General features: G+C 69.9%; 18 protein-coding genes. 1 reads left to right on the top strand and 17 read right to left on the bottom strand.

The features are described from left to right. Positions 1-275: 275 nt before the first annotated feature. The 7 genes from ETAA1_RS08475 to ETAA1_RS08445 form a co-directional block, all read right to left on the bottom strand. Positions 276-2,489: a S9 family peptidase gene (locus tag ETAA1_RS08475; RefSeq protein ID WP_202920759.1), complete on the bottom strand. Its 2,214-nt coding sequence runs from the start codon at positions 2,487-2,489 to the stop codon at positions 276-278. Between the two features lie 107 nt (positions 2,490-2,596). Continuing rightward, complete coding sequence (locus ETAA1_RS08470; RefSeq protein WP_145236308.1) at positions 2,597-5,146, bottom strand: MGH1-like glycoside hydrolase domain-containing protein; 2,550 nt, start codon at positions 5,144-5,146, stop codon at positions 2,597-2,599. A 13-nt stretch (positions 5,147-5,159) separates the two neighbouring features. Continuing rightward, the gene (locus ETAA1_RS08465; RefSeq protein ID WP_145236305.1) at positions 5,160-6,707 is read right to left on the bottom strand and encodes a sialate O-acetylesterase; all 1,548 of its coding nucleotides are present in this window, start codon (positions 6,705-6,707) and stop codon (positions 5,160-5,162) included. Positions 6,708-6,811: 104 nt separating this feature from the next. Next, positions 6,812-7,831, bottom strand: coding sequence for a metallophosphoesterase (locus ETAA1_RS08460; protein WP_145236302.1), 1,020 nt, complete (start codon positions 7,829-7,831; stop codon positions 6,812-6,814). Between the two features lie 24 nt (positions 7,832-7,855). Next, positions 7,856-8,194: a hypothetical protein gene (locus tag ETAA1_RS08455; protein ID WP_145236299.1), complete on the bottom strand. Its 339-nt coding sequence runs from the start codon at positions 8,192-8,194 to the stop codon at positions 7,856-7,858. Positions 8,195-8,540: 346 nt separating this feature from the next. Further along, positions 8,541-10,007, bottom strand: coding sequence for a DUF1501 domain-containing protein (locus ETAA1_RS08450; RefSeq protein WP_145236296.1), 1,467 nt, complete (start codon positions 10,005-10,007; stop codon positions 8,541-8,543). A gap of 101 nt (positions 10,008-10,108) precedes the next feature. Then, positions 10,109-11,290 carry a DUF1501 domain-containing protein gene (locus ETAA1_RS08445; RefSeq protein ID WP_238389396.1) on the bottom strand — a complete coding sequence of 394 codons (1,182 nt, stop codon included), beginning with the start codon at positions 11,288-11,290 and terminating at the stop codon, positions 10,109-10,111. Positions 11,291-11,737: 447 nt separating this feature from the next. Here ETAA1_RS08445 and ETAA1_RS08440 point away from each other — a divergent pair, with 447 nt between their 5' ends. Beyond that, positions 11,738-12,397 carry an SGNH/GDSL hydrolase family protein gene (locus ETAA1_RS08440; protein ID WP_145236290.1) on the top strand — a complete coding sequence of 220 codons (660 nt, stop codon included), beginning with the start codon at positions 11,738-11,740 and terminating at the stop codon, positions 12,395-12,397. An 83-nt stretch (positions 12,398-12,480) separates the two neighbouring features. On the opposite strand, the gene ETAA1_RS08435 is transcribed toward ETAA1_RS08440, so the two are convergent. The 10 genes from ETAA1_RS08435 to ETAA1_RS08380 all read right to left on the bottom strand — a co-directional run bounded on the left by ETAA1_RS08435 (position 12,481) and on the right by ETAA1_RS08380 (position 23,566). Then, positions 12,481-12,828: an alpha/beta hydrolase family protein gene (locus tag ETAA1_RS08435; RefSeq protein WP_202920758.1), complete on the bottom strand. Its 348-nt coding sequence runs from the start codon at positions 12,826-12,828 to the stop codon at positions 12,481-12,483. Positions 12,829-12,855: 27 nt separating this feature from the next. Beyond that, positions 12,856-13,062 carry a hypothetical protein gene (locus tag ETAA1_RS08430; protein WP_145236283.1) on the bottom strand — a complete coding sequence of 69 codons (207 nt, stop codon included), beginning with the start codon at positions 13,060-13,062 and terminating at the stop codon, positions 12,856-12,858. Between the two features lie 744 nt (positions 13,063-13,806). Continuing rightward, positions 13,807-14,001 carry a hypothetical protein gene (locus ETAA1_RS08425; protein WP_145236280.1) on the bottom strand — a complete coding sequence of 65 codons (195 nt, stop codon included), beginning with the start codon at positions 13,999-14,001 and terminating at the stop codon, positions 13,807-13,809. A gap of 113 nt (positions 14,002-14,114) precedes the next feature. Continuing rightward, positions 14,115-15,014, bottom strand: coding sequence for a DUF1552 domain-containing protein (locus tag ETAA1_RS08420; RefSeq protein ID WP_145236277.1), 900 nt, complete (start codon positions 15,012-15,014; stop codon positions 14,115-14,117). Further along, entirely contained in the window at positions 15,011-16,309 is a 1,299-nt protein-coding gene (locus ETAA1_RS08415; RefSeq protein ID WP_238389472.1) for a DUF1592 domain-containing protein, read from the bottom strand. Before ETAA1_RS08415 ends, ETAA1_RS08420 begins: the two co-directional genes overlap by 4 nt. Beyond that, positions 16,243-17,277 (bottom strand): DUF1587 domain-containing protein, encoded by a 1,035-nt coding sequence (locus ETAA1_RS32810; RefSeq protein WP_238389395.1) that lies wholly within the window; start codon positions 17,275-17,277, stop codon positions 16,243-16,245. The genes ETAA1_RS08415 and ETAA1_RS32810 overlap by 67 nt, the downstream gene beginning before the upstream one ends. A gap of 228 nt (positions 17,278-17,505) precedes the next feature. Next, positions 17,506-18,444 (bottom strand): WD40 repeat domain-containing protein, encoded by a 939-nt coding sequence (locus ETAA1_RS31685; protein ID WP_202920757.1) that lies wholly within the window; start codon positions 18,442-18,444, stop codon positions 17,506-17,508. Next, positions 18,441-19,937, bottom strand: coding sequence for a DUF1501 domain-containing protein (locus tag ETAA1_RS08390; protein ID WP_145236268.1), 1,497 nt, complete (start codon positions 19,935-19,937; stop codon positions 18,441-18,443). Before ETAA1_RS08390 ends, ETAA1_RS31685 begins: the two co-directional genes overlap by 4 nt. Positions 19,938-19,956: 19 nt before the next feature. Further along, positions 19,957-21,351 (bottom strand): DUF1552 domain-containing protein, encoded by a 1,395-nt coding sequence (locus ETAA1_RS08385; protein WP_145236265.1) that lies wholly within the window; start codon positions 21,349-21,351, stop codon positions 19,957-19,959. A gap of 22 nt (positions 21,352-21,373) precedes the next feature. Then, on the bottom strand, positions 21,374-23,566 hold the full coding sequence (locus ETAA1_RS08380; protein WP_145236263.1) for a DUF1588 domain-containing protein: 2,193 nt from the start codon (positions 23,564-23,566) through the stop codon (positions 21,374-21,376). Between the last annotated feature and the right edge of the window lie 4 nt (positions 23,567-23,570).

Raw genomic sequence — 23,570 nt, 5'->3', positions numbered from 1 at the left:
CTACCTGCACGTTCGCTCCGTCAACCACGATCTTCGCGTTCAGGGAATCCTTCGGTCGAGCGCCCCCGTACTCGGTCACACTTTCCTCTCGATCTGTTGTGCGGCGCGGTGCGCTGCCGAGACACAAACGCGGCGGCTGCGAGGGGCGCGAGCCCGAACACCAGCGCGGGCACTGCGCAGCGGCGATTCCTGTGGCGACTCCGGGGAGGGAGGTGTCACGTCTTGGAGGAAACGGCGCCAGCCGCCCGCTTTCGCCACGTCCGGCGGCTTCGCCGTCACCGCGGACCCGGGGGAAGATGGTCGATCAAGTATCGCGTCATCAGCATCCGGAGGTGGACCGCGGTGCCCTTCCCCTCGCGCAAGCCGTGGTCGCGGTTGGGGTAGGCCATGTAGTCGAAGCGCTTGCCCAACTCGATCAGTCGGTCCACGAGACTTTCGGTGATCTGAAGGTGGGTGTTGGTTTCGCCGGTGCCGTGCACGATCAGCAGGTCCCCCTTCAAACCTTCGGCGAAGTTGATGGCCGCGGCCTTGCGGTAGCCGTCCGGGTTCACGTCGGGGGTCCGCATGAAGATCTCCTGGAACCACGCGTTGTACAGTTCCGGGCGCGGCTTGGGTGCCACCGCGATGCCGACGTGGTAGACGTCCGGCTTGCGGAACATCGCGTTCAAGGTGTTCGAGCCGCCGCCGCTCCACCCCCAGATGCCCACCCGCGACAGATCGACGTACGACCGCGTGCGGCCCAACGCCTTCACCCCCGCCGCCTGCTCCTCGGTGGAGAGCGGGCCGAGGCTGCCGTACACGGCACGACGCCAGGCGGCCCCCTTCGGCGCCGGCGTGCCGCGACCGTCCATTGAGACGACCAGGTACCCGAGGTCCGCGATCATGCGGTGGAACATCGAATGGTTCTGGCCGCCGGCCCAGTCGTCGAGGACCGTCTGGCCGTGCGGCTCGCCGTACACGAACACGAAGACCGGGTACTTCCTCGTCTCGTCGAAGTCGCGCGGCTTGATCATCCAGGCGTCCATCACCGCACCGTTCCCGATGTCGAGTTTCAAGAACTCGGTCGGCCGAGTGATCAGCGGGGTCGCTCGACTGCGAACCTCTTCGTTCGCCTCCAGGACCCGTTCCGAGTGATGGCCGGAGAGCCGCACCAGGTCGACGACCGGCGGCTTGTCGAACGTGGAATAGGTGTGAAACGCCCACTTCCGATCCGGCGAGAAGTCGTAGCTGTGGGTTCCGGGCTGATCCGCGGGCGTCACCCGCTCGGGATCGCTCTTCCCGTCGAGCCGGATGCGGTACAGGTAGCGTTGGGTCGCGTTCTTCGGCGATGCGAGGTAGTAGAACCAGCCGCCTTGCTCGTCGACCGGGCCGCGGGCGATGATGTCGGACTTGTCTTTCGTCAGAAGCGTCCGTTGTTTGCCGTCTCGCGAAAGCACGTAGGCCTGCCGCCAGCCGTCGCGCTCGCTGAGCAGGACAAACTCCTTGCCGTCGCGAATCCACTCGAGCCCCGCGTTGGCGGAATAGCTCGCGTCGACCCAGGCGGGGTCGGTTTCCTCGTACGCCGTCGCGACCTCTCCGGACTCGACGTTGGCGAGCAGGAACTTGCGGTTGTCGCGGGATCGGCTGAGTAACTCGATTAGGAGTTCCGTCGAGTTCCCGGCCCAACTGATGTCGTTGATGTAACACGTGCCCGGATCGGCAGGCAGTTTCACCCACCGCGTGGTCCCGCCCTGGTGATCCACGACGCCCACGCGAAGCGTCGGAATGGGTGTGCCGACACGGGCGAACGGGACGTGCGCCACTTCGGGATACGTCGGGTCCGTCGGCCGGAGCACCGGTCGGGTACGAACCTTCGTGGAGTCCGACTGGACGTACGCAACCCGACGGCCGTCGGGGCTCCAAGTCGGGGCGTAGTTGTCTAGTTGGCCCCGGTCGTCGTCTGAGGTCAGCGGCGTGACGCGCCCCGTCGCGGCATCGACCACGGCGAGATTCCGGCCCCGCCGGACGACGATGCGATCGACTCGAGGAGAAAACGCCCCCGCGGACAGGCCGGCCGGCACCTCGGCGGGCAGTTTTTGGAGATCGCCCGACTTCGAGTCGAACAGCCAGTTGCCGGTTCGCGCTTCCAGGCAGAACGTGTGTTCGACGGGCGTCTGGAAGCACCGCTGAACGAACAGCCTCTGCTTCGAGCCGGGCACGACAAGTTGATCCGCACCGATGAGTACGGATCGCTTCCCGTTCGTCGCGTCGTACTTGACGACTTCAGGTTCGGCGCCCGGTTTGGATGGCTCCAGCACCCAGTAGCCGGAACTGTCCGCGAGCCATTTGCCCGGAAAGGTGGTCGGTGCGAAGTCCCGTTTCTCGTAGATGGATTTCAACCGGGACTCGGCATCGGCCAACACCTTGTCGCGGCCTGTTCGGTGGTCGGCAGCGGGAGCCGTGCCGGCGAGCGCAAGCCAGAAAGCCATGCACGTCGAGAGCCGCCTCATTGTCCATTCCTCTCGTCGACCGCGGCAACCACTCCACCGGTGTAGTGGGGCTCGCTGTTGCGGCAACGGCCCCGTCGGATGGGCGGCACGGCGCAAAGGTGAAGCGTTCACTCGTTCCAGACGAACATCTCGGACACCCCGCTGCGGGCCATGCCCGCGTGGGTGAACACGACCCGTACCTTGCTCGCATTCACGCGGTCGAACAGGACCTGGTTGAACTGGCTGCCGGTCGGCTTCTCGGGCATCTTCTTGGCGTTCGCCACCGGCCGCCACGCCTTCCCGTCCCAGAACTCGACCTCGTACTTCGAGGGCGGCTGCACCCCGCCGCGGTCGTCGTAGATCGCCAGTTCGACGCGGGCGAACTCTTTCTCGGAACCGAAGTCCACATCGAGCCAGTCGGTCGCGTTGGGCGACTCGTAACTGGTCCAGCGGTTGGTCGGGCTGGGGAGGAAGTTGGTCTTCCCGTCGATGGCGCTCATCGGCCTCCCCCCGAAGCGGTCCGCATAGGAGGCGGAGGCCTTCGGGAACGCCTTGTCGCCGGGGTTGTACGCGAGGTTCCCCGCCGGGTGCGGCGGGTCGGCGAGTGGGAGTTTGGCGTCACCCCAGACCTCGAACTCGGTCAGGCCCGACCTGCCGCCGTTGGCGTGGAGCAGCACCGCCCGCACTTTCTCGGTCGCGAGTGCGGGGAACCGGATCACGTTCGCCCGGCGACCGGTCGGCTTCTCCGGGGCGCGGGTCTGCGTCGAGACCGGCTGCCACGCCTTCCCGTCCCAGGATTCGATATCGAACTTCGCGGGCGGAACGACGCCCTTTTCGTCGTCGAGGAAGTAGAGCTTCGCGGTGTGGATGACGCGTTTCGCGCCGAACTCGATTACCACGGAGTCGCTCGCGTTGGGAGACCCCTCACACGTCCAGCGGTTCGGCGGGTCGCGGAGGTACCAGTAGTTGCCGTCGGTCAACCTCGACGGCGGCGTCTTCGGGTGCGAGAACGACGCGAGCACCCGCGGGTAGTACGTCCCGTCGTTGTTCACCGCGAAGTTGACCGGCCCCGCGGCCCCGCGCCCCGCGGGCTTCGGCGCGGCCGGCAGCTTCACCGCCAGCGGGGCGAGCGTTTCGGACGCGGCGATCTCGTTTCCGTTGGCGAAGACGCGCAGCCCCTTCCCGCGCCTGTACCGGGTGCCGTCGCGGTCCCACTGGATGCTGACGAGGTGCCCGCGGTACGGCACCTCGTCGAGTGCGAAGTACGCCCAGTCCGCCGGCGCGAGCGGCTTCAGTTCGAGCGTGTCGTCGTCCCGCGGGGTCAGCCCGACCAGGCCGGTGACGACCAGGTCGTTGAACGACGAGTGGAAGTAGTGCTCGCTGTGGTTGTACCCGTCGTGCCCCTCGAACGAGCCGGTGTCCGGGTGGCACGCCTCCGCGAGGTACGGCTTGCCGTTCTTCCGGTGCGTCTTCGCGAACGTCGTGAGCAGCTTCAGGTAGTCCGCCTTCGTGACCGCGTCCTGTTCGTACTCCTGAAGGACGTTCGCGAGGGCCTTGAGCGTCTGGCTGGTGGCGTACGGCCACGACTGCCCGCTCCACCAGCAGCACGTCTTCTTGAGCAGGAACATCGGGTCGTTCCGCTCGACCGTGGTCGGGCCGAACGGGGCCGCGAACCCGTCCTTGTCCGTCAACTTCTTCCACGCGACCTCGTACCCCTTCTTGGCGTCCGGCATCGAGAACTGCCACGGCACGTAGCCGATCAGCTCGCGGCCGAACGCGCTACCCGCGTGCCGCCCGGTCTGGTGCGTGAGGGTGAGCGCCTTCACCTTGAAGCCGTCGACCTCCTCGTCGCGCTGGGACATGGGGAAGAAGAACTGCCGCTTCGGGTCCCAGAGCTTCTTCTGGAGGTTCTCCTTCAACCCCGCGGCCTTCGCGCGGTAGGTACCGGCCGTAGCCTTGTCCCCGGCGAGGTCCGCGACCCGGGCGATGGCGAGTGCGTCGGCCCAGAGGTACGCGTTCATGGTGGGCCGGTAGCCGGGCGCGCCGCGGAGGATGTCCTTGGTCTGCCGGCTGTTGATGTTGAACTCCATCCCGTCGTCGTGGCCGGTCTGCCAGAACAGCCCCACGTCCGCGACGAAGTGCCGCTTCTCCCAGCCCTCGTGGTTCTTCTTCAGGTCGGGGAGCAGGTCCGTGACGAGTGCGTCGTCCGGGTGGACGCGGTGAACGGCCCAGACGGCGTCGGCGAGCCACGTGCTGTAGTTCCGCGGCTGCGCGCCGGGCGTGCGGAGCCAGTAGCGACCGTAGTCGCGGGCGATCTTCGGATCGCGGAGCCAGCGAGCCTCGTAAAGTTGATGCCCGGCCGGGCACGAGATCGCGCCGTACGCCCCGGACCAGAACGGCCGGTCGATGAACTCGGTGAACGAGTACCCGGAGTTCGGGGAGCCGTAGGTGAGGTGCTTGGTCAGCAGCTCCCAGCGGTAGTAGTACGTCGTCTGGATGTCGGGATCGGGGCACTCGAAGAACGGCACGTTCGCCTGGTACCAGTCCCAGTCGCGGTTGTCCCAGAACGTCTCGCGGTCGAGCAGCTGCTGCGGAGCGAGCAACGGCTCCGCCGCTCCCGTCGGGACGGCGAGAAGGCACACGGCGAGCGCGGCACTGGAGAGGGGGACGGTTCGCATTTCGGCTCCGGGGTTACCAGTCGTCGGTGCGGAACGGCGACGCGGGGAGGCCGTCGCGGTTGTACAGGTTTGCCCCGACCGGATTCATGGTGAAGGCGTACCGCACGGCCACCGGGTTGGGGACGTCGGGGTGGGTGCAGACGACCGTGTCGCCCACGATCACGGCGTTCGCCCAAACCCACTTCTTGTCCTTGCCGGCGATTGCGAACCGGGCGAGCTTGCCGTCCGTCAGTTCGTCCGCCGGCTTGCGGCCGTCCTTCCGGCCGACCATCAACCCGGCCCCGACGTGGTCGAACTCGACGACCGCCTTGTTACCCTCGATCTTCAGCGCCCGGAACAGCGGCCCGGACGGGACGACCGTCTTGCCGTACTCGCTCACGAGCGCCCACCTCGCCAGCCGGTCGCCCACATCGGCCTTGTTCTTCGGGTGGATGTCGTCCGCGTCCCCGACGTCGGTGGCGACCGCCATCCCGGTGTGCGGGATCGTCAGGCATTTCCGCTGCGCGTCGCGGACGTGCGCCCACCCGTCGCCGCCGGCTGGCTGGTCGGAGGGTTTTTGCCATCCGGCAAGTTGCACGAAGTAGAAGGGCAGGTTGGGGTCGCCGAACCACTTCCGCCAATCGGCCAGCATCGCCCGCTTTTTCTCGACGTATTGCAAGCCGTCGGCCGCGCCGCCGGCGTTGTTCTCACCCTGATACCACAGCACCCCGCGCAGGGCGAACGGCACCAGCGGGGCGATCATGCCGTTGTGGAGCGTGACGCACCGCGGGCGGAACATCTTCTCCCCGAACGGGAACTCCGGGATCGCGGGTGGCAGCGGCACCGGCCGCCCGGCCTTCAGAGCGTCGCGCGACTTCGCGGCCCACTCCTCGACCCCGGGCAGGGCGGCCGCGAGATCCTTCTGGTGGGTGGCGAGCGACTCGCGCATGAGTTTCCCGTACCCGGCCAGCGCGGGCGTGTTCATCAGGGTGTCCTGCGACATCCACAGCTCGATGTTGGTGCCGCCGACGCACGACCTCAGCAGACCAATCGGGACGCCGGTCTCCTTGTGGACGCGGCGGGCGAAGTAGAACCCGACCGCGGTGAACCCCGGGGCGGTCTGCGGCGTGCACACCGCCCACCGGCCCCTTACGTCGGCCTGCGGGGTCGTGGCGAAGTGGAGTTCGACCCCGAACTGGCGGACCAGCGGCAGGTCGGCGGCCTTGATGTCCTCCGGCGCGTCGCACCCGCCCAGTCCCCACTCCATGTTCGACTGGCCGCCGCAGAGCCACACGTCGCCGAGGAGCACGTCCTTGACCGTGATCGTGTTCTTCCCCGCGACGGTCAGTGTGAGTGGCTCCTTCGAGACGGGCTGCGGCTTGAGCGTGACCTGCCACCGCCCGTCCTTCCCGGCGGCGACGTCGCCGCCCTCCGTGCCGAGTTTCACCGTCACCTTCTCGCCGGGTTCGGCCCAGCCCCATACGGGGAGCGGCTTGTCCCGCTGGAGGACGGCGTGGTCCGCGAACAGCGCCGGCAGCCGCACGTCGGCACGCGCCCGTTCGCTCGCCAGACAGTTGAGCACGAGACAGGCCAGTATTGTGACGCAACGCGTGGGACGGAGCGGACACACGTGTCAGGTCCTCCGGATCACAGGAACGGTTCGAACCAGCACGTCGCGGGGCTCGACTATTTGCCGGCGGTCAGCGGCTTCTCGAGCAGGTACTTCCACTCCCACACGATGTTCTCCGTCGCCTTCGGGTCTTTCTTGGCCTGGAACCCCACGCGGAGTCGCTTCGCAGTGACCTCGGCCACGAAGAACCCTTTCTCCGTCTGCCCGGTGTTGACACAGTCCAGGGCCTTCTCCTCGCCCTCGGGTTTGTACTTCCGCAACCCGGTCCCGCTGTGCCCGTAGAAGTAGGCGATCACGTTGTACGGCTTCACCGCCTTGTAGAACGCGGCCCAATCCTCGGGGTGCCACCAGTCGGTGTCCACCCCGCAGTGCGACATCACGACGACCGGTCGGCCGCTGTCGCCGACGTTGCGCTTCAAGTCTTCCTTCACGAACGCGAGCGCCCCTTGGGGGTCGTGCCACGGGAGCGAGTAGCGCACCTTCGCGTGCTGCCTGTCGGCCGGGTACAGGTTGGCTTGAACAAAGTGCACCGTGTCCCAATCCCAGGAGTAGTGCAGGCCGTTCTCGGACACGGTGCCGATGCGGCCGGCCTTCTTCCGGAGCGCGTTCCGCTCCTTGATTTTCGACTGGACACTGAACCCGAACTTCTCCTTCCCGACCGGCGGGCCGTCGTGGTTCCCCCACCCTTCGAACACCGGGTACTTCAGGAGTCCGTCGGTGCCGTCGAGCCCGAACTGCTTTTCGAAGTGGCGCCATTGCAGGGGAGTCTCGTCCCGCTTGTCCCCGTCGTCGATCAGGTCGCCCAGCGCCAGGACGCCGCGGGGCGTGCCGACCTTCCCACCGCCCAGTTTCGCCGGCCACGGCGTACCGGGGATGTTGTTCATTCGCTCGATGGTCGCCTTGTTCCGATCGATGCGTTCCAGGTTCTTGGACGAGACGTAGTGCGAGTCGGAGGTCGCGATGAAGGTGAGCGGTTCCGGGCCATCGGGTGCCGCGATCGCGAGCGGCGGGGTGGTGAGTAGGGCCGCCACCACACCGAGCGGGATCACGAACAGTGCGAATCCGAGCCGTTTCATTCGGGACTCCTGGTGCGGGGTGTGTCACTTCTGCGTCGCGGTGACGGGTGCGGTCCACGTCTGCGGGGTCCACGAAGCGGTTTCCCAGGCATCGGTCGTCTGGTACTCGCGCACGATCAGGCCGTCGCCGCGGATCTCGGCCGCGACCTCGAAATCCTCACCCCCTGTGAACCCGAGGTCGGCCAACCGGACGCCGGGGAACTCGGCCTGTTCGAGCCGGAGCAGGGTGTTCAGGTCACTGCCCGTGGCCGTGACCTCGAGTCGCCCCGAGGGTAGGACGAGTCGCAGATTCGGGTCGCTCGCCGGGAGGCCTGCTCCGGTTCCCGGTAGCCGGTGGGTGAACCCGGTCCCGGTGCCGGACACGTCGGCCACCGACCCGGGTAAGGGGGCGCGGAAGTCGTACGCCAGTTTGCGTGGTCCCGGGGCCGATCGCGGAGCCGACCGTGCCGCGAACAGCGCAACCGCCCCGCCGCCGATCGAAATCCCGAAAAGGAGTGAGGCCGCAACCAGCAGTCGCGCCGGGCGGGGCGAGGACGGGCGAGGCGGTCGCCGCGGTCGGTCCGGCGGGCTCGATTGGAGGTTCAGGAATTTGCGTGTGTACCCGGTCAGCAGCGGCCCGGGCAGCAACCGCCCCGACCAAGAAGAAACCGTCAACCAGGATCAACCCTGGTCCGGGCATGATTGCACTCCGTTCGGGAGGGGGGAGGCGCTACGCGAGGATCTCGGGTACGAGATGGCCTCCGTCGACGAGCGGCATCGGTCGGCCCTGACGGTCGGGGATGGAGCGTTCGACGTCGATGCCAAGAAGGTGATAGATGCTGTGAAGGATGTCCTTGGGATTGACCGGGCGGGTCTTCACGAAGGCGCCCTGGCGGTCGCTCGAGCCGACGACGTTACCGCGGGCGACGCCGGCGCCGGCCAGCATGATGCTGTACGCGCCGGACCAGTGGTTCCGGCCATCGCCGTTTCCCTCGGCTTGCGGAGTTCGGCCGTGTTCGGTGAGGCACACCACGAGCGTTTCGTCGAGAAGGCCCCGCTGCTCAAGGTCGTCGAGCAAGGCGGAGACGGACCGGTCGAAGCCTGGACACAACTCGCGGCCGAGTCGGCGCGTCTGGTTGTTGTGGGTGTCCCACGCCGAGTTGTTGGCGGCGAACTCGTCCCAGAGGACCGTGACGACCCGTGAGCCGGCCTCGATCATCCGGCGGCCGAGCAGCGTCGACTGACCGAACAGGTGGTGGCCGTACCGCTCCCGCAGCTTGGCCGGTTCGCGGGCGAGGTTGAGCGCGGCCGGGAGCGTGGCGGAATCGCACAGCCTCAGCCCGATCTGTTGTAACTCACCGAACGACTGGAGCGGGGCCGTGCCCGCGGGGTACCGCTGCCGGTCGTCGAGTTCGTCGAGCAGGCCGCGGCGGGCGCGGAAGCGGTCGACGGTCATCTGGGGGCCGAAATCCGTTGCCGGGAAGTTGTACGCGTCGCGGGGGTCGACGCCGCAGTACGGGTTGAACTTCTCGACACAGTCCTGCACCGTTCCCTTGCCGCGAAACTCGAGGGGCGTCGGGTCGTACCGCGAGCCGAGGAACCCGCCGAAGAACCCGGCCCGCTTGTCGGGGGCGGTGGCGCTCTGCCGCCAGGGCAGAATGACGTTGCGGGGAATGAGCGGGTCGCCGGCCCGGCCGGCCTGTGTGGTTTCGAGGTAGTCGATGACCGACCCGAAAAACGGCCAGTGCCGGGGGTGGCGCTGGTTCAGTTCCATCGGCACGTCGGTCCTGCTGATGCCGGTGACCGTGTTGGCGACGTTGTGAATCGGCTCGGGGTGGTTCATCGACCGGACCATCGTGACCCGGTCGAGTCGGTCCGCAAGAAGGGGCAGGTGTTCGCCCAGTCGCACGCCCGGCAGTTTCGTCGCCATCGAGCGAAACGGCCCACGGATTTCCGCCGGGGCGTCGGGCTTGGGGTCGAGCGTGTCGATCTGGCTCATGGCCCCGTAGAGGTACAGAACCATGACGCTCTTCGCCTTGCCGAAGTGCCGGGGCCGGGTGCCCCCGCCGGCCGTGGCAGGGGTCCGCGTCAGACCCGTGAGCCCCAATCCCACCACGGCACCGGCGCCGGCCTGGATCAACTCGCGCCGGGTGAAGCCGTCACGGAGTCGCTTGCTCGAACCGAGCACGTTCAGCACGGGAACACCTCCAAGTTTCGACCGATCGCTCGGTTTCGGGATGCCGGACCCTTCGGACGGAAGCCATCTCGAGCCGGAAGGCGGGGGGCGGGCCTCATACCTCAGAGGACTTCGGGCAGCGCCTGCCACTCGTCCACCAGGTAGTGTGGCCGGCCGCTGAAGTCCGGGAGTGTCACGGCATGAGGGTCAATCCCGAAGTGACGGTAGAGCGTGGCGTGCACCTCGCCGAAGTGAACGGGCCGACGGGTGATGGTCCCGCCCGTACGGTCGGTGGCGCCGATCACATGCCCGGTACGGAACCCGCCGCCCGCGAGGATCCCGCCGCCCACCTGCGGCCAGTGGTCGCGCCCGGCGTCCTTGTTGATCTGCGGCGTGCGGCCGAACTCGCCCCAGGCCACGACCGCGACATCCTTGTCGAGGCCCCGGTCGTGGAGGTCCGTAATCAGCGCGTGCATCCCGTGATCGAACCACGGGAAGTGCGTGTTCTTGCACTCGCCGAAGTTGTCGCTGTGGAAGTCCCACCGGCCGAAGTTCAGCGTCACCACACGGGCCCCGGCCTCGACCAGCCGGCGCGCCATGAGGAAGTGTTCGAGGTTCCGCGGGGCGCCGTCCCCGTAGTTCTTGGGGTCGCCCTTGCCGTACCACTCGCGGACCGCCAGCGGCTCCTTCGACAAGTCGAGCGCGTCCACCATCTTGCTCGAGGTCATGATCTCGAGCGACTGGCGCCGCAGCGCGTCCACCCCGTCGAACGTTCCCTTCGTGCCGAGATCACTCCGGAGGCGGTCGAACTCCTTCAGGAGGCTTGTCCGGTCCGAGAGGTGAACCGCGTTGCTCGGGTTCGGGACCATGTCCTGGCGGATCGGACCCGACGGGCGGAACGCGCCGTGGGCGACGCCGAGGAACCCGGGGTGGCCGGGCGACCCGTAGGGCGGGTGCCCCGCGTCGGGGGCGAGGCCGAAGAACGGCGGCACCGACCCTTCCGACGGGCCGAGCACCTTCGAGACGGTCGAACCGAGGGACGGCCACCCGCCCGGCGGTTGCTTCTGCACCGTGCGGCCGGTGTAGCAGATGAACGAGTCGTGGTCCCCGCTCGGCGACCCGTACACCGACCGGAGCGGGACGAGTTTGTCCATGATCGATGCCAGCTTCGGCAGGTGCTCGCAGATCCGGATGCCGGACACGTTCGTGTTGACGGGCTTGAACGGGCCGCGGATCTCCGCCGGGGCGTCCATTTTGAGGTCGTACATGTCCTGGTGCGGCGGCGCGCCCACCAGGTAGATCATGATGACGGCCTTGTGGGACCGCCCGATCCCGGCCGCCCGTTCGGCCCTCAGCAGTCCCGGTAGTGAAAGCCCGCCCAGGCCCAGCGCGCCGACCTTCAAGAAGTCCCGGCGCGAGGCGTAACCACCGGAGGACGTGCGAGTTCCGAACACGGATAGCATGGCGGCATCCTTCAACGACGGGAACGTATGGCGGGGTGGAATCGTGACGCGAACGGGTCAGCCGGCAGCAAATCGGCAGGCGGGTAAAGCAAAACAGTACCCGCTTCTCTCACCCGAGAGTAGCGAGAGTTACCCGATTTACTGTGACGCGGGCCGCGCGCTCGCGGACGGCAGTACCCTCGGGTGAAATCGTCCCGGACTTCACGGTGTGCCCGAGACGGCTCTAAACTCAGCGACGGCTCGAGATCGTTCGGTTACCACCCACCGAGCGGGGAACGTGAGGGGCACATGGCGAAGAATGGTCGCGGCCGCGGACCGCTGAAGCTGCTGTTCGTCGGGAACAGCTTCACCGCCCGAAACGACCTCCCCGGCCTGATTGCACGGCTGGCCGAGGCGCGGGGTCAGGCGCTCGAACACCGCCTGATCCAGGCTGGCGGGGCCTCACTCCGGGCGCACTGGAATGCCGGCCGGGCGGCGGAGGCGATCCGGGACGGCCGGTACGACGCCGTCGTGCTCCAGGAGCAGAGCACGCTGCCCGTCAAGAACGCCGCCCGGATGCACGAGAACGTCCGACTCTTCGACGGGGTGATCAGGGCCGCCGGCGCGAGGACGGTGCTCTACATGACGTGGGCGCGGCTGAACGCGCCGGGCTCGCAGCAGGCGATCACCGACGCGTACACCGCCGTCGGCGAGGAGCTCGGTGCCACAGTCGCCCCGGTCGGCGTCGCGTGGGAGCGGTTCCTCCGGGACTACGACGAGCCCGTCCTCCACGACCGGGACCAGAGCCACCCCACCGTGGCGGGGTCGTACCTCGCCGCGTGCGTCTTCCTGGCCGCACTTTTTCGGGGGAGTCCCGTCGGGGTCGACGTTGAGGTGCCCGGCCTGTCGGCCGGGGACCGGGCCGCGCTCCAGGCCGCCGCGTGGCAGGCGTGGCAATCGCCCGCGTAGGGCGGAAACAGGTTGGAACCCGGCGGGAGGCTCATCCCGCGATCGCTCGCCCGCGCCCGGTCGGTGCGGGCCGGCGATAGCGATTACTTCGGTGCCTTCGCGGGTGCGGAGCGGGCGAGGACGAAGTCCACCAACTCCTGGCACCGGAAGAAGCCCTCCCAGAGGTTGTGGCCCTGCCCCCGGGCGACCTTCAGCTCCATTTTGCCGCCGAGCTTCTCGTACCGCTTCGCCACTTCCTCCGAATTGTCCTTCAGCGGCACGACGGTGTCCGCGTCGCCGTGGATGTGGAAGATCGGCACGCCCGCCTTGGCCAGCGGCGCGAGCCGCGAGACCGGGTTGTGCCGGTCGAGTTGCTGCTCCAGTTCGGCGCGGGTCAGCCCGTAGGCCCCGCACGCCTTCTCCAGCCCCGGGTAGCTCCGCAGGTCGCACACCGGGTAGATGCCCGCGATCCCGGCGACCTAGTCGGCGTTCTCCGCCGCCCAGTTGTAGAGCATCAGCCCGCCGCGGCTCCGCGCCAGCAGCACGGGCTTCTCCGCGAAGTTCCGGTTGGAGACGAGTTCCTTGTAGAGCGCCGAATAGACCTCGCGCCCCTTCGGGCTGCCGGACGACTCGCCCACGTCCACGCCGGCGATGGCGATCCCGGCCGCGAGGAACTTCTCGAACATCCAGTGCTCGCGCGCTTCCGGCAGGTTCGGGAACGTCCTCCGGAAGGATTCGAACCTACGACCCGCGGGTTAACACCCGAGGATTGCTTCGCTATAATCGCCTACGATTTCATGAGTAATCAGCGCGAAGGCTCTCGGGAAGGAGATCGTGGTTGCGATCAAGTAATGAGAGCCGTCCTCCTCCGAGGACGGCCGCTATTCTTTTATACAAATGTATAGTATTAGGGCAACTACCCCAGCCACACGCCTTCCGCGTGCAGGATGCCCACCCCCGTCGCACGGGCGTACCACAACGACTTCCTCGGCCTCTTAACATTAACGCGCAGGAGCGACCGGGATTGATCACCGCGCCTCGGCGGGCGATACACCATTTCCCTCAGCGGCTCCGCGTCGACGGTACCTCCGAACCTGTCAACTCGCGACGACCATTTTTACCTTCTGAGGCCGTCGTGTTGTCTGCCGAGCACGACGGCTGAATGATACCTCGAACCTGTCAATTCGAGTGCGACCGTTCTTCATCTTCGTCGGTGGTCCGTTGACCGCCCAGGTACGCCGGCTGATAGGTAAAACAATCGATCCCTGTGCGGCCCGCCAGTGGCGGGCCGCACCTCCCGATCGCGTTCAGGGTCGCGACCTTGCCTTGGCTCCCGAGGGGGCGGCAAGGCGGGTGAGCCGGCACCACAGGGGCGACCGTTCGACCTGACCGCGACGCAGACGCGGGGCGCGGTGCGGTGCGGTGATCCGTCAGCGGGTCAGTGACACGCGAACGGCGGCCAACTCTGGGAACGACCGACTCACCGCGCGGACTACCCGGCGCAGGCGGTTCGTGAACTCGTCGCCGTCGAGCGTCTGACGGATCACTTCACCTTCGTTGTCGGGGAGGTCGTTGGGGATTCGTAACGTTACGTGCCGTTCGTCGATGACGACCGTTCTCGCCATCGCGGCTCCTGGAATGTGTGCCGACGAACGTCCGGCGAGCGACTCACCACACCAGCAGCGCGATCACGAGGGCGGCGATCAGGTACGTCATGTCGGTCTCCGGGAGGAAAGAGTCAACGGACACGGGCGCGTGGGGCGTCCGCGGCGCTCGAAGCAGTCGCGGACGCTCGAACGACGAACGACCTCAGTTCATGATCCTCGACTCTGCGAACGATGTGGCGGTGAACGGAACGGGATCGAGTCCGTGCGGCCTCGTCGAACGCCGGCCGGCCGCGGTCGAGGATGCGGTCGGCGTCGCCAATGCGGCGCTCGACCTCGCGGACGGACTCGAGGTACTGGTCGAGCCGCTGGCGGTCGGCGTCGCCGAGCTGGCGGTTCAGGTCGCGGACGGAGCCGCCGGCGGCGTCGAGGACGCTGCGGGTGGTGGCGAGTCGGGCCTTCGCCTCGCGCAACTGGGCGGCGTCGGCCGGCGGGAAGAGCCGCTCGAACACGTCGCGGTAGCTGGCCGTGGCCGGCACGTCCACGCCGAGCGAGTTGCGCGAGAGGGTGGCGGTGCCGACCCCGTCGGCGAACGACAGCGCCAGCGACGGGAGCCAGGTCGGGCCGAGGTGGCGGGCGGCCACCTGGTCCATCGACACGGTGTTGGTGATGGTGCCGGGGGTGAGGTTGATGTTGTGCCCGGTCAGCCAGTTGTACGGGTGGACGTGGCCGCTGATCCGGCCGGTGATGTGGAGGAGGTTCGTGAGGACGGTGAAGTCGTCGCGGTGGCGGGCGAGCGGGGCGTGCGACGGGGCGAGGGCGTAGCCGCGGCCGGTGGCCTCCGGGAACCAGCCGTGCCGACCGATCGCCCCCGGGATGTAGAAGCACGCCAGCCGGCGCGGTTCGGGGCCGCCGCCGGGCGCCGGGGCGGCCGTCGTGGCGCCGGCCATCGCGTCGAGGTACGGCAGGCCGACCGCGGCCCCGAACCCGCGGAGGACGGTCCGCCGGGTGATCCAGTGCGTCTTCGGGTTCATGGCGTACTCCGGCGGGGGTCGGCGGGGGTTTCGTCCAGGAACGCGGGCGACGCGACCACGGCCTTGATCAGGTCGCGCGTCCGGTATTCGGTCGGCTTCAACTGCTCCACGGTCCGGGCGATCGCGCGCAGGCCGGCGGCGTCCGGCGGGCGGCCGGTGGCGTACACCGTCAGGTTCTTGAGGACACCCCGGACCAGGTCCGGCTGGTAGAGGGCCACCACCTGTGCCTTGAACTCCGCGAACGTCTTGAACTCCTCGCCGCGCGGCAGGCGGCCGGCCGCGTCCACGGGGCGGGTGGCGCCGACGCCGAGCCACGAGATGCGGCCGTCGAGCTCGCCGCGGGCGTAGTGTCCGTGCTCCACGTCGCGCCACCGGCCGCTGATGTCGAAGTTCTGGAACGCGAACCCGGCCGGGTCGGTCGTCCGGTGGCAGACCGAGCAGCGGCCGTCCTCCTGGTGGATCTTCAGCAGCTCGCGGAACGGCTTGCCGCGGTTCTTGCCGTCGTTCGGGTTCAGCTCGGGCACTTCGAGCGGCGGCGGGGGCGGCGGGTGGTCGAGGACGTGCCGCAGCACCCACGCCCCGCGGTAGATGACCCAGTTGTCCCCCATCCAGCAGAGCATCGACTGAATCCCCGCGTGGCCCAGAATCCCGCCGCCGCGCGGGTCGTCGGGGCGGAGGGTCACTGGCCGCAGCGTACCGTCCGGCAGTGCGGGGTAGCCGTAGTGGCGGGCGAGCGCGTCGTTCATCATCGTCCAGTCACTCTGGACGAGTTCCTTCGCCGGCCGGTTCTCGGCGACCATGCGGCGGACGTACTGAATCGTCTCCTCGCGCATCGACGCCTTCAGGTCGCGGGCCCAGCGGAAGTCCTGTTTGGCGATGTGGGTCTGCGCGATGGTGACGGGCTGGTCGAGCTCCAGCCACTGCGTCGTGAACGGGCGGACGAACCCGTCCGCGAGCGGGCCGGTGAGGAGCCGGTCGGCCTGGGCGGCGCGGACGGCCGGGTCGCGGAGCTTCCCCTCGGCCGCGAGCCGGAGCAACTCGGCGTCCGGCGGCGCGCCCGTCAGCATGAAGCTCAGCCGCGACGCGACGGCGTACTGAGCGAGGGTCGGGTCCGGGTGCGCCGGCGAGAGCTGGTAGCGGAACGGGGCGCTCAGGAGCACGGCCTGGAACGCCGAGCGCAGGGCGGGGTCGAACGCCTGCCCCTCGCCGCGGAGCCTGGCGTACAGCTTCAGGAACGGCTCGCGCTCGGCCGCGCCGCTCGGCCGGCGCCAGGCACGGTCGGTCCAGAGCGCCAGGAGCTTCGCCGCGCTCTCCGGCGAGTCGGCGACCGCGCCACGTCCGCCTTCCATTCGGCCGGCGGCCACGGGGCGATGTGGTTGCTCTCGATCTCGACTTCATGGAGGATCACGAGCGGCGCCGGCCACTGCTCCGGTTGCAACGTGCGGCGGTCGAACGCCGGGCGGAACAGCCCCCAGCCGCCGGGCGGGAGCTTGTCCTCGGGCCGGCTGCGGTCCTCGTTCTCGAACCCGGGGACGGCGTAGGGCCGCTCGACCTTGTTGCTGAGCGAGACGTTCACGCCCTTCTGGATCGCCAGGTCGCCGGTGTGGACGAGGTACTCGATCGTCACCGGCGCGTCGGCCGGGCCGGCGAGCTCGCGGTAGTCGACCGGCCGGCCGCCGACCTCGACCCACAGCCGCGGGTGCGGCAGGTCTGGCACCGGCTTCTTTACCGACACCGTGAGCCTCACGCGCACCACGCCCTGCCGCTCGGGCGGCGGCGGGACGGTGAACCGCACCACCTCGCGGTCGCCGGGCGAGCGCGGCTCCAGTAGCAGCCCGCCGAGCTGCGGCAGGAGTCGGCCGAGTTCCTTCGCGGCGCCGTCCCGCACCTTCCACGGGTCGAACACCTTGCGGGCGTCCTTCTGGCCGCGCAGGTCGGCCGCGAACACCACCCCCGGCGACGGCTCGGTGAAGCGGACGCCGTCCACCACGCGCTTCGTCACCCGCACCCACGTCGCCACCGAGTCGGCCGCGTCCTGGAGGCCGTCGGCGCCGGTGTCGAAGCCGGCGACGGTGCCGTCGCCCGGGAGGCCGTGGCCGAAATCGACCGGCAGCCCGGTCACGTCGCGGAACGCGGCGCCGGCCTCGCGCTTGTTAAGCCGCCGCGTGCCGCCGGGGCCGGCCGCCTTCTGCTGAGCGACGATCCACGCCAGCAGTCGCTCCTTCTCCGCCGCGGTCGGCTGCGGCTTGTCCTTCGGCGGCATTTCGCCGGTCGCGAGCTGCTCGTGGACCTGGGGTCCACAGGTGGCGGTCGGCGGGGCGGAACTCGGTGAACTGGTCGAAGCGGAGTCGGGCGGTCTGTTTCTGCGGGCCGTGGCACTCTTGGCAGTACTTCTGGAGGAGCGGCGCGGCATCGCGCGCGAAGCCGTCGTCGGCCGCGGCCGGGGCGGCGGCGAACAGAAGCACGGTGAGGGCGCACGCCCGGCGAGCGGTCATCGGCCGATCTCCCATACTTGAACCACGTCGCCAGCCGCCGCGGCGACCCGCCGTCCGTCCGGGCTGAGCACGACCGCCGCCACGCTGCCCCCGGCGCGGATCGTTCGGCGCGCCGCGCCGGTCGTCGCGTCCCACAGCCGCACCGTGCCGTCGTCGCCGCCGGAGGCGATCGTGCCGCCGACGAGCGCCACGGCGGTCACGTCGTCGCCGTGGCCGCGGAGCGTCAGCACCTCACGGCCGCCGGCCCACACCCGCACCGCGCCGTCCCGCCCGGCGGACACGATCCGCTTCCCGTCGCCGCTCACCGCCACGGCCGTCACGGTCGTGCGGTGCCCCTCGATCGCCGCGTCCGTCTCGCCGGCCGCGACGTCCCACACGGTCAGCCCTCCCTCGCCGTCACCGGCGACGAGGCGCTTCCCGTCCGGGGTGAAGGCGACGGCGGTCACGTCGTACTCGTTGCCGGCGTCGAGGGAGTTCAGCGCCTTCCCCGTGGCCGCGTCCCAGACGCGGAGCGTGTCGTCGCCGCTTCCCGTCGCGACGCGACGGCCGTCGGGTGAGAACGCAACCGACGTGACGTTCTCCTTGTGCCCGCGGAGGGCGGCGCGCTCGCGCCCGGTGGCCGCGTCGCGGACCGACAGCTCGCCGGCCAAGGTGCCGACGGCGATCGTATTCCCGTCGGGGCTGACGGCGAGCGCCGTCACGCCCTTCCCGCCGGCGGCGACGCGCACCAGTTCCTTCCCCGTGGCCGCGTCCCAGACGCGCACCGTGTCGTCGCCGCCGCCGGTGATGAGGCGCTTTCCGTCCGGCGTAAAGGCGACGGCGGTGACGCCGCGGGTGTGGCCGCGGAGCGTCAGCGCCGCGGGGTCGGGCCGCGCCGCCGCGGAGCCGACCAGGGCGGCGATGCCGAGCGCGGCGAGTCGCAGCGGGCCGCTCACGAGAACAGCTCCCGGATCGGCGTGCCGCGGGTCGCGCGCTCCAGGACGGCCGCCGGCGCGGCCGCGTCGCCGCGCATCCGGCCGACGTCGAACATCGTGTGCAGGATCGTCGCGTGCAAGTCGGCGATCGTCACCGGGTCGGTCGCCGGCTCGCCGCCGCGGCGGTCGGATTGCCCCACCACCTGCCCGTGCCGCAGCCCGCCGCCGGCGAACACCAGCGGGCAGATGCGCGGCCAGTGGTGCCGGCCGAGGTTCTTGTCGAGGCCCGGCGTGCGGCCGAACTCGCCGGTGACGACCAGCAGAATCTTGTCTTCGAGGCCGCGGGCGCGGAGGTCTTCGAGGAACGCGCTCACGGCGTGGTCGAGCGGCGGGCCGAACACGCCCATCCCCTCGGGCATGTTCGGGATGTTCCGCCGGGCGTGAAAGTCCCAGTTGGCGTTCACCACCGTCACGAACCCGGCGCCGGCCTCGCAGAGCCGGCGCGCGAGGAGCAGCTGCCGGCCGAGCGAGAAGCCGACCGACGGGCCGCTGCGGATGAACCGCGAGTTGTCGTCGCAGTTCCAGTTCGGGAAGTGCTCGGTGTCGTACGCCCGCAGCACGGCCGGGGCTTCGAGCGTGAGGTCGAGGGCGCGGCGGACGGCGCCGGTGCGGAGCACCTCGGCGGCGTGGCGGGTGCCGGCGTCGAGCCGGCCCATCGCCCCGGAGGCGTCGGCCGCGCGGTCGAGGCGGTCGAGCTGGGCGAGGAGGTCGAGGCGGGCATCGAGCTGCGGCGGCGGGAGGCGGGACTGGAACACGTCGAGCGGGTTCGGCGGCTCCGGCTCGCGGCGGTTCCCGCGGCGCTCCGTCACCAGCCCGTCCGACAGCGGCGCCAGCACCTCGAACGGCGCGAACGCCGGCCCGAGGGTGGCCGGCTGGCACCCCTCGACGACCGACTCGAACGACCCGTTGAAGCCGGCCCGCCCGCGGCTGTTCCGCGTCGTCGGCGGGACGAGGACGTGCCGCGGCAGGCCGGTCGCCGGGTGGGAGGCGCCGGCCGCGCGGGCGTACACGGCGCCGAGGCCGGGCTGCGTGATCGGCTTGCCGTCCTGCACCGTCAGGTCGGCGGTCATCAGTTGCTTGTGGGCGCCGTTGTGCTCGCTGTGGTTCGTGCGGAACGAGCGGACCACGGTGAGCCGGTCGGCCAGCCGCGCCAGCTTCGGCAGGTACGACGCGAAGCGCACGCCGGGGATCGCCGTGGCGACGTGGCCGGCGATGCTGGTCGAACCCTCGGGGCCGTCCGGCTTCGGGTCGAACGTCTCGTACTGGCTCGGCCCGCCGGCAAGAAAGAGGAAGACCACGGACTTGTCGCGCACGAGCGGCCCGCCGGCGCCCGGCGACGCGGGCGCGCGGCCGGCGGCGAGCCCGCCGAGGCCGAACAGGCCGGCGCGGAGGAAGTCGCGGCGGGGTGAGCCGTCGCAGAGGTGCGACCGGGCGCCGGTGAAGAGGTCAAACACGGATCGGTCCTCGCCGGGGTTACGCCAGCAGCTCGGCGAGCGGGCCGGTCTGGTCGAGGTCTTTCAGCGCCGGGTCGGCCGAGCCGAACGTGTCGCGCCGCGCCCCGGCCAGGTGAAGGAGCGTCAGGTACAGGTTCGCCGTCGTGCGGTGGCCGGGGAGGCCGTAGCCGGGGTAGTCCACGTAGCGGCCCGTCTTGAGCTTCCCGCCCAGGTCGCCGATCACCACCATCGGCCACTCCCAGCAGCGGCTGTGGTGGCTCTCCGCGCCGTCGCTCAGGTACACCAGCACCGTGTTGTCGAGCATGGTGCCGTTCCCCTCCGGCACCGCCTGGAGTTTGCGGAGGAGGCCGGCGATCAGGTCGAAGTGGTAGCGGCGGATGATGTCGTAGAGCTCGGCCCAGGTCTTCCCCTGGTAGCTCCCGCCGTGGCCGATCGTGTGCTTGTCGATCTGGAGGCCGAGCCCCCGAAACGTGATGTCGAAGTCGCGGACGCCGGCGGCCGACGACAGCGTCAGCACGTTCGTGAGCCCGCAGATCAGCGCCGCGGCGCCGACGTCGAACTGGGCGTCGAGGCGGTCGGTTTCCACCGGGCTGGTGTACTTGTTCGAGACGACCGGCCCCTTCTCGCGGAGGGTGTGGCGGATCTCGTTCAGGCGGCTCTGCCGGTTGCGGAGCGTCTCAAAGGTTTCGAGGTACGCGGCGAACTGCTCGCGCTCCGGCCCGGCGAGCGACCGCTCGGCGGCGCGGACGTCGTCCTTCAGGAAGTCGAGGAGGTTGTTGCGGGCGGCGAACTCCTGCCGGGCGGCCCCGTCGGCGGCGATGCCGAACAGCGTGTTGTAGGCGGTGTCCGGCCGGCACATCGTCGGCAGCGCCTGGTTCGCGGCCCACGCCGACACGTTGTAGATGACGTTGTTTTCGGGCCGCTTCGAGATGCCGAGGCCGATGTGCGGGAAGATGCCGCCGAGGTGCTTGGCGAGCGCGCCGTCCACCGTCTCGCCGGCGATGGTCATGCTCTCGCCGCCGGACCCGCCGCCGAACGCCCCGAGGGCGTGGAAGTTGTTCGAGTGCCCGCCGCCGCACACCCGGCCCGACAGGCCGTTCACGATCGTCACCTTGTCCTTCCAGGCGGCGATCGGTTCGAGCGAGAACGGGAGCTTCTTGTCGCGGAGCGGCACGTCCACGAACTCGCGCGGCCCGTTGAGCGGCTGCTGCGGCCGCGGCTGCCGCCGGACGCCCTCCGGGGCCAACTGCTCGGGGCGGACGCCGTTGCTCTCTACGACGAACACGAACCGCTTCGGGGCGACGGTCGCTGCCCCGGACGCCTGGGCCTTCAGGCGCGTCAGGATCGGCGTGAGGAGCGTGGCCCCGGCGGAAAGGCCGAGCCCCTTCAGGGCGTCGCGGCGGTCGACGAACATGGCGATCTCCGGGATGGGGGCGTCAGCCCCCGGTTTCCGTGTTCGGGACGCGGTACAGGAACGACTCGCTGCTCAGGAGCGCGGCGACGAGCACCTTCATGCTCCCGCCGCTCGCGCGGTACGCCCGGTGGGCGGCCTGGAGGGTGGCGGCGTCGCCGGGGGACTCGTTGCGGCCGAGGAAGTAGCGGAAGGCGTGGCGGACGAACACCTGTTCCACCCGCTCCGACGCGGCCAGCACCCGCACCAGCTCGACCGGCGTGCGGACCGCCTTCCCGTCGAGCGTACCGTCGCCGACGAGGGCGAGTACCCCGGCGGTTTCCAGCGGCGCCGCGCGGGTCACCGGGCCGAGCGACTTCCCCTTCTTGTCCACGTTCTTCGCGGTCGCCTCTGGGTCGAGGACGACCTCGGCGGTGCGGAACCGGCCGAAGTGGTCGTACTGCTCGAACGGCAGCCCCACGTCGTTCATCAGCCGATGGCACTTCCAGCAGTACTCCTGCCGCGTCACGCCCATCCGCTCGCGGAGCGTCTTCTCGGGGGCGACCGGGAGCTGCGCGTCCACGGTGATCGGGATGTCGGGTACGACGCCGCCGAGGAGGCGCTCGCGGACCCACTTGCCGCGGTGGATGGCGTGGTTGTCGAAGCTCGTCGAGTGGGCGACGAGCCACGCCGGCTGCGTGAGGACGCCGGCCCGCTGGTCGCCGGGGAGTTCGACCGGCTGCACGTCCGGGAAGTCCGTCAGCCCGTAGGCCTCGTAGATGCTGCGGCCGGGCGCCTTGTACGTCTTCGTCTTGAACCGCTCGGGGTTGGCCGCCTTCTCGGCGTCGAACTTGGCCTTCGCCTCGGCCCGCTGCTTCTTCGTCGCCGCGGCCGTCTTGTGCGCCACGAAGCTCGTGTTCGTCGTCAGCAGTTCCTTGAGCACCTCCGTGTCGCGCTCCAGGACGTACAGCACGAGCCGGTCGGTGTCCTCGACGAGGGCGCGGGCGTCGTGGTCGGGGTTGTCCTTCGGCTCCTTGAACACCTCGAGCGCCGCCTCGTAGCCGAAGTACTCGCGGAAGAAGCGGAGGACGCGCGGGCGGTCGAGCTTGGCGTCGTCGAGGAGGCGGCGGGCCTCCCGCGCCACGCCGGCGTCGGTGTCGAGCCCGCCGGTGGCCGCGGCCGCGATGAGGGCGGCGTCGGGCCGCTTGTCGGTGAGGGCGTAGGCCAGAGCGAAGGCGACCTCCCGCGGCGCGAGCCGCACCCGCCCCTTCGCGTCGGGCGGGCCGCCGCCGACCTCAAGGCGGAACACCGCCTCGGGGAGCATCAGCACCGCCGCGAGCCCGTAGCGGGTGCCGACGACCGGCCCGGCGTCGGCGATGTTGCGGCGGAAGAAGGGGACGAAGCGCGCCCGCTCGGCGGCCGTCGGGGCGCGCCGCAGGACCGTCTGGAACTGGTACGCGACGGCCGCTTCCAACTGCGCGTCGGTAGGCGCGGCGGCCGGGTCGAGGAGAGCCAGGAACTCGCTTGGGGCGTTCCCCTTCACCTTGCCGTCCTCGACCTTGTGCTGGGTCTGGTGCTCGGCCACGGCGAGGGCGTTCTGGAGGAGCTGGGCCGTGACCGGCTCGTCGATCTTCGGCGCGCCCATGTCCTTGAACGTGGAGCGGCCGTCGGGCGAGAACGGCTGGGCGATGCCGGCCTTGCCGCGGGCCAGGTCGCCGGTCAGCGCGGCGTAGATCTCGGGGCTGAGCCGGCGGACGCGCGGGCCGCCGTCGTAGGGCGGGACGGTCTTCGGGTCGAACAGGACGTGGTGCGGCACCCGGTTGCCGTTGGCGTAGGCGGTCCGGCGGGCGAAGTGCTTGCCGGCCCGTTTGCTCTCGCCGACCGCCCAGCGGACGAGCGCGGCGGTATCGGCGGCAGCCGGGCGCGGCCGGCCCTTCGGCGGCATCTCGCCGGTGGCGAGCTTCTCGACCACCATCGCCCAGCGGGCGCCGCTGGTGCTCGTCTTCATGTCGGGGTCGAGGGCCGTCAGGTCGAGGTCGCCCTCGGCCGTCTTCGCGTTGTGGCAGCCGGTGCAGTGCCTGGCGAGGACCGGCGCGGCGGCGCGGTCGAACTCGACGCGGCTCTCGGCGGGGGTCGCGAACTTCGCCTCGGCGGCCGGCACGTCGGCCGGTTGCGCGGCCGCCCGGAGGGCGACCAGCGCGGCGAACGTCAGGAGGGCGGGGGGCGCGAGGCGAGGCATCCGG

The sequence above is a fragment of the Urbifossiella limnaea genome (genome assembly GCF_007747215.1).
In the GTDB taxonomy this organism is placed as follows: Bacteria; Planctomycetota; Planctomycetia; order Gemmatales; family Gemmataceae; genus Urbifossiella; species Urbifossiella limnaea.
The sequence above is the reverse complement of the archived record's forward strand: the minus strand, read 5'-3'. Positions and strand labels throughout refer to the sequence as shown.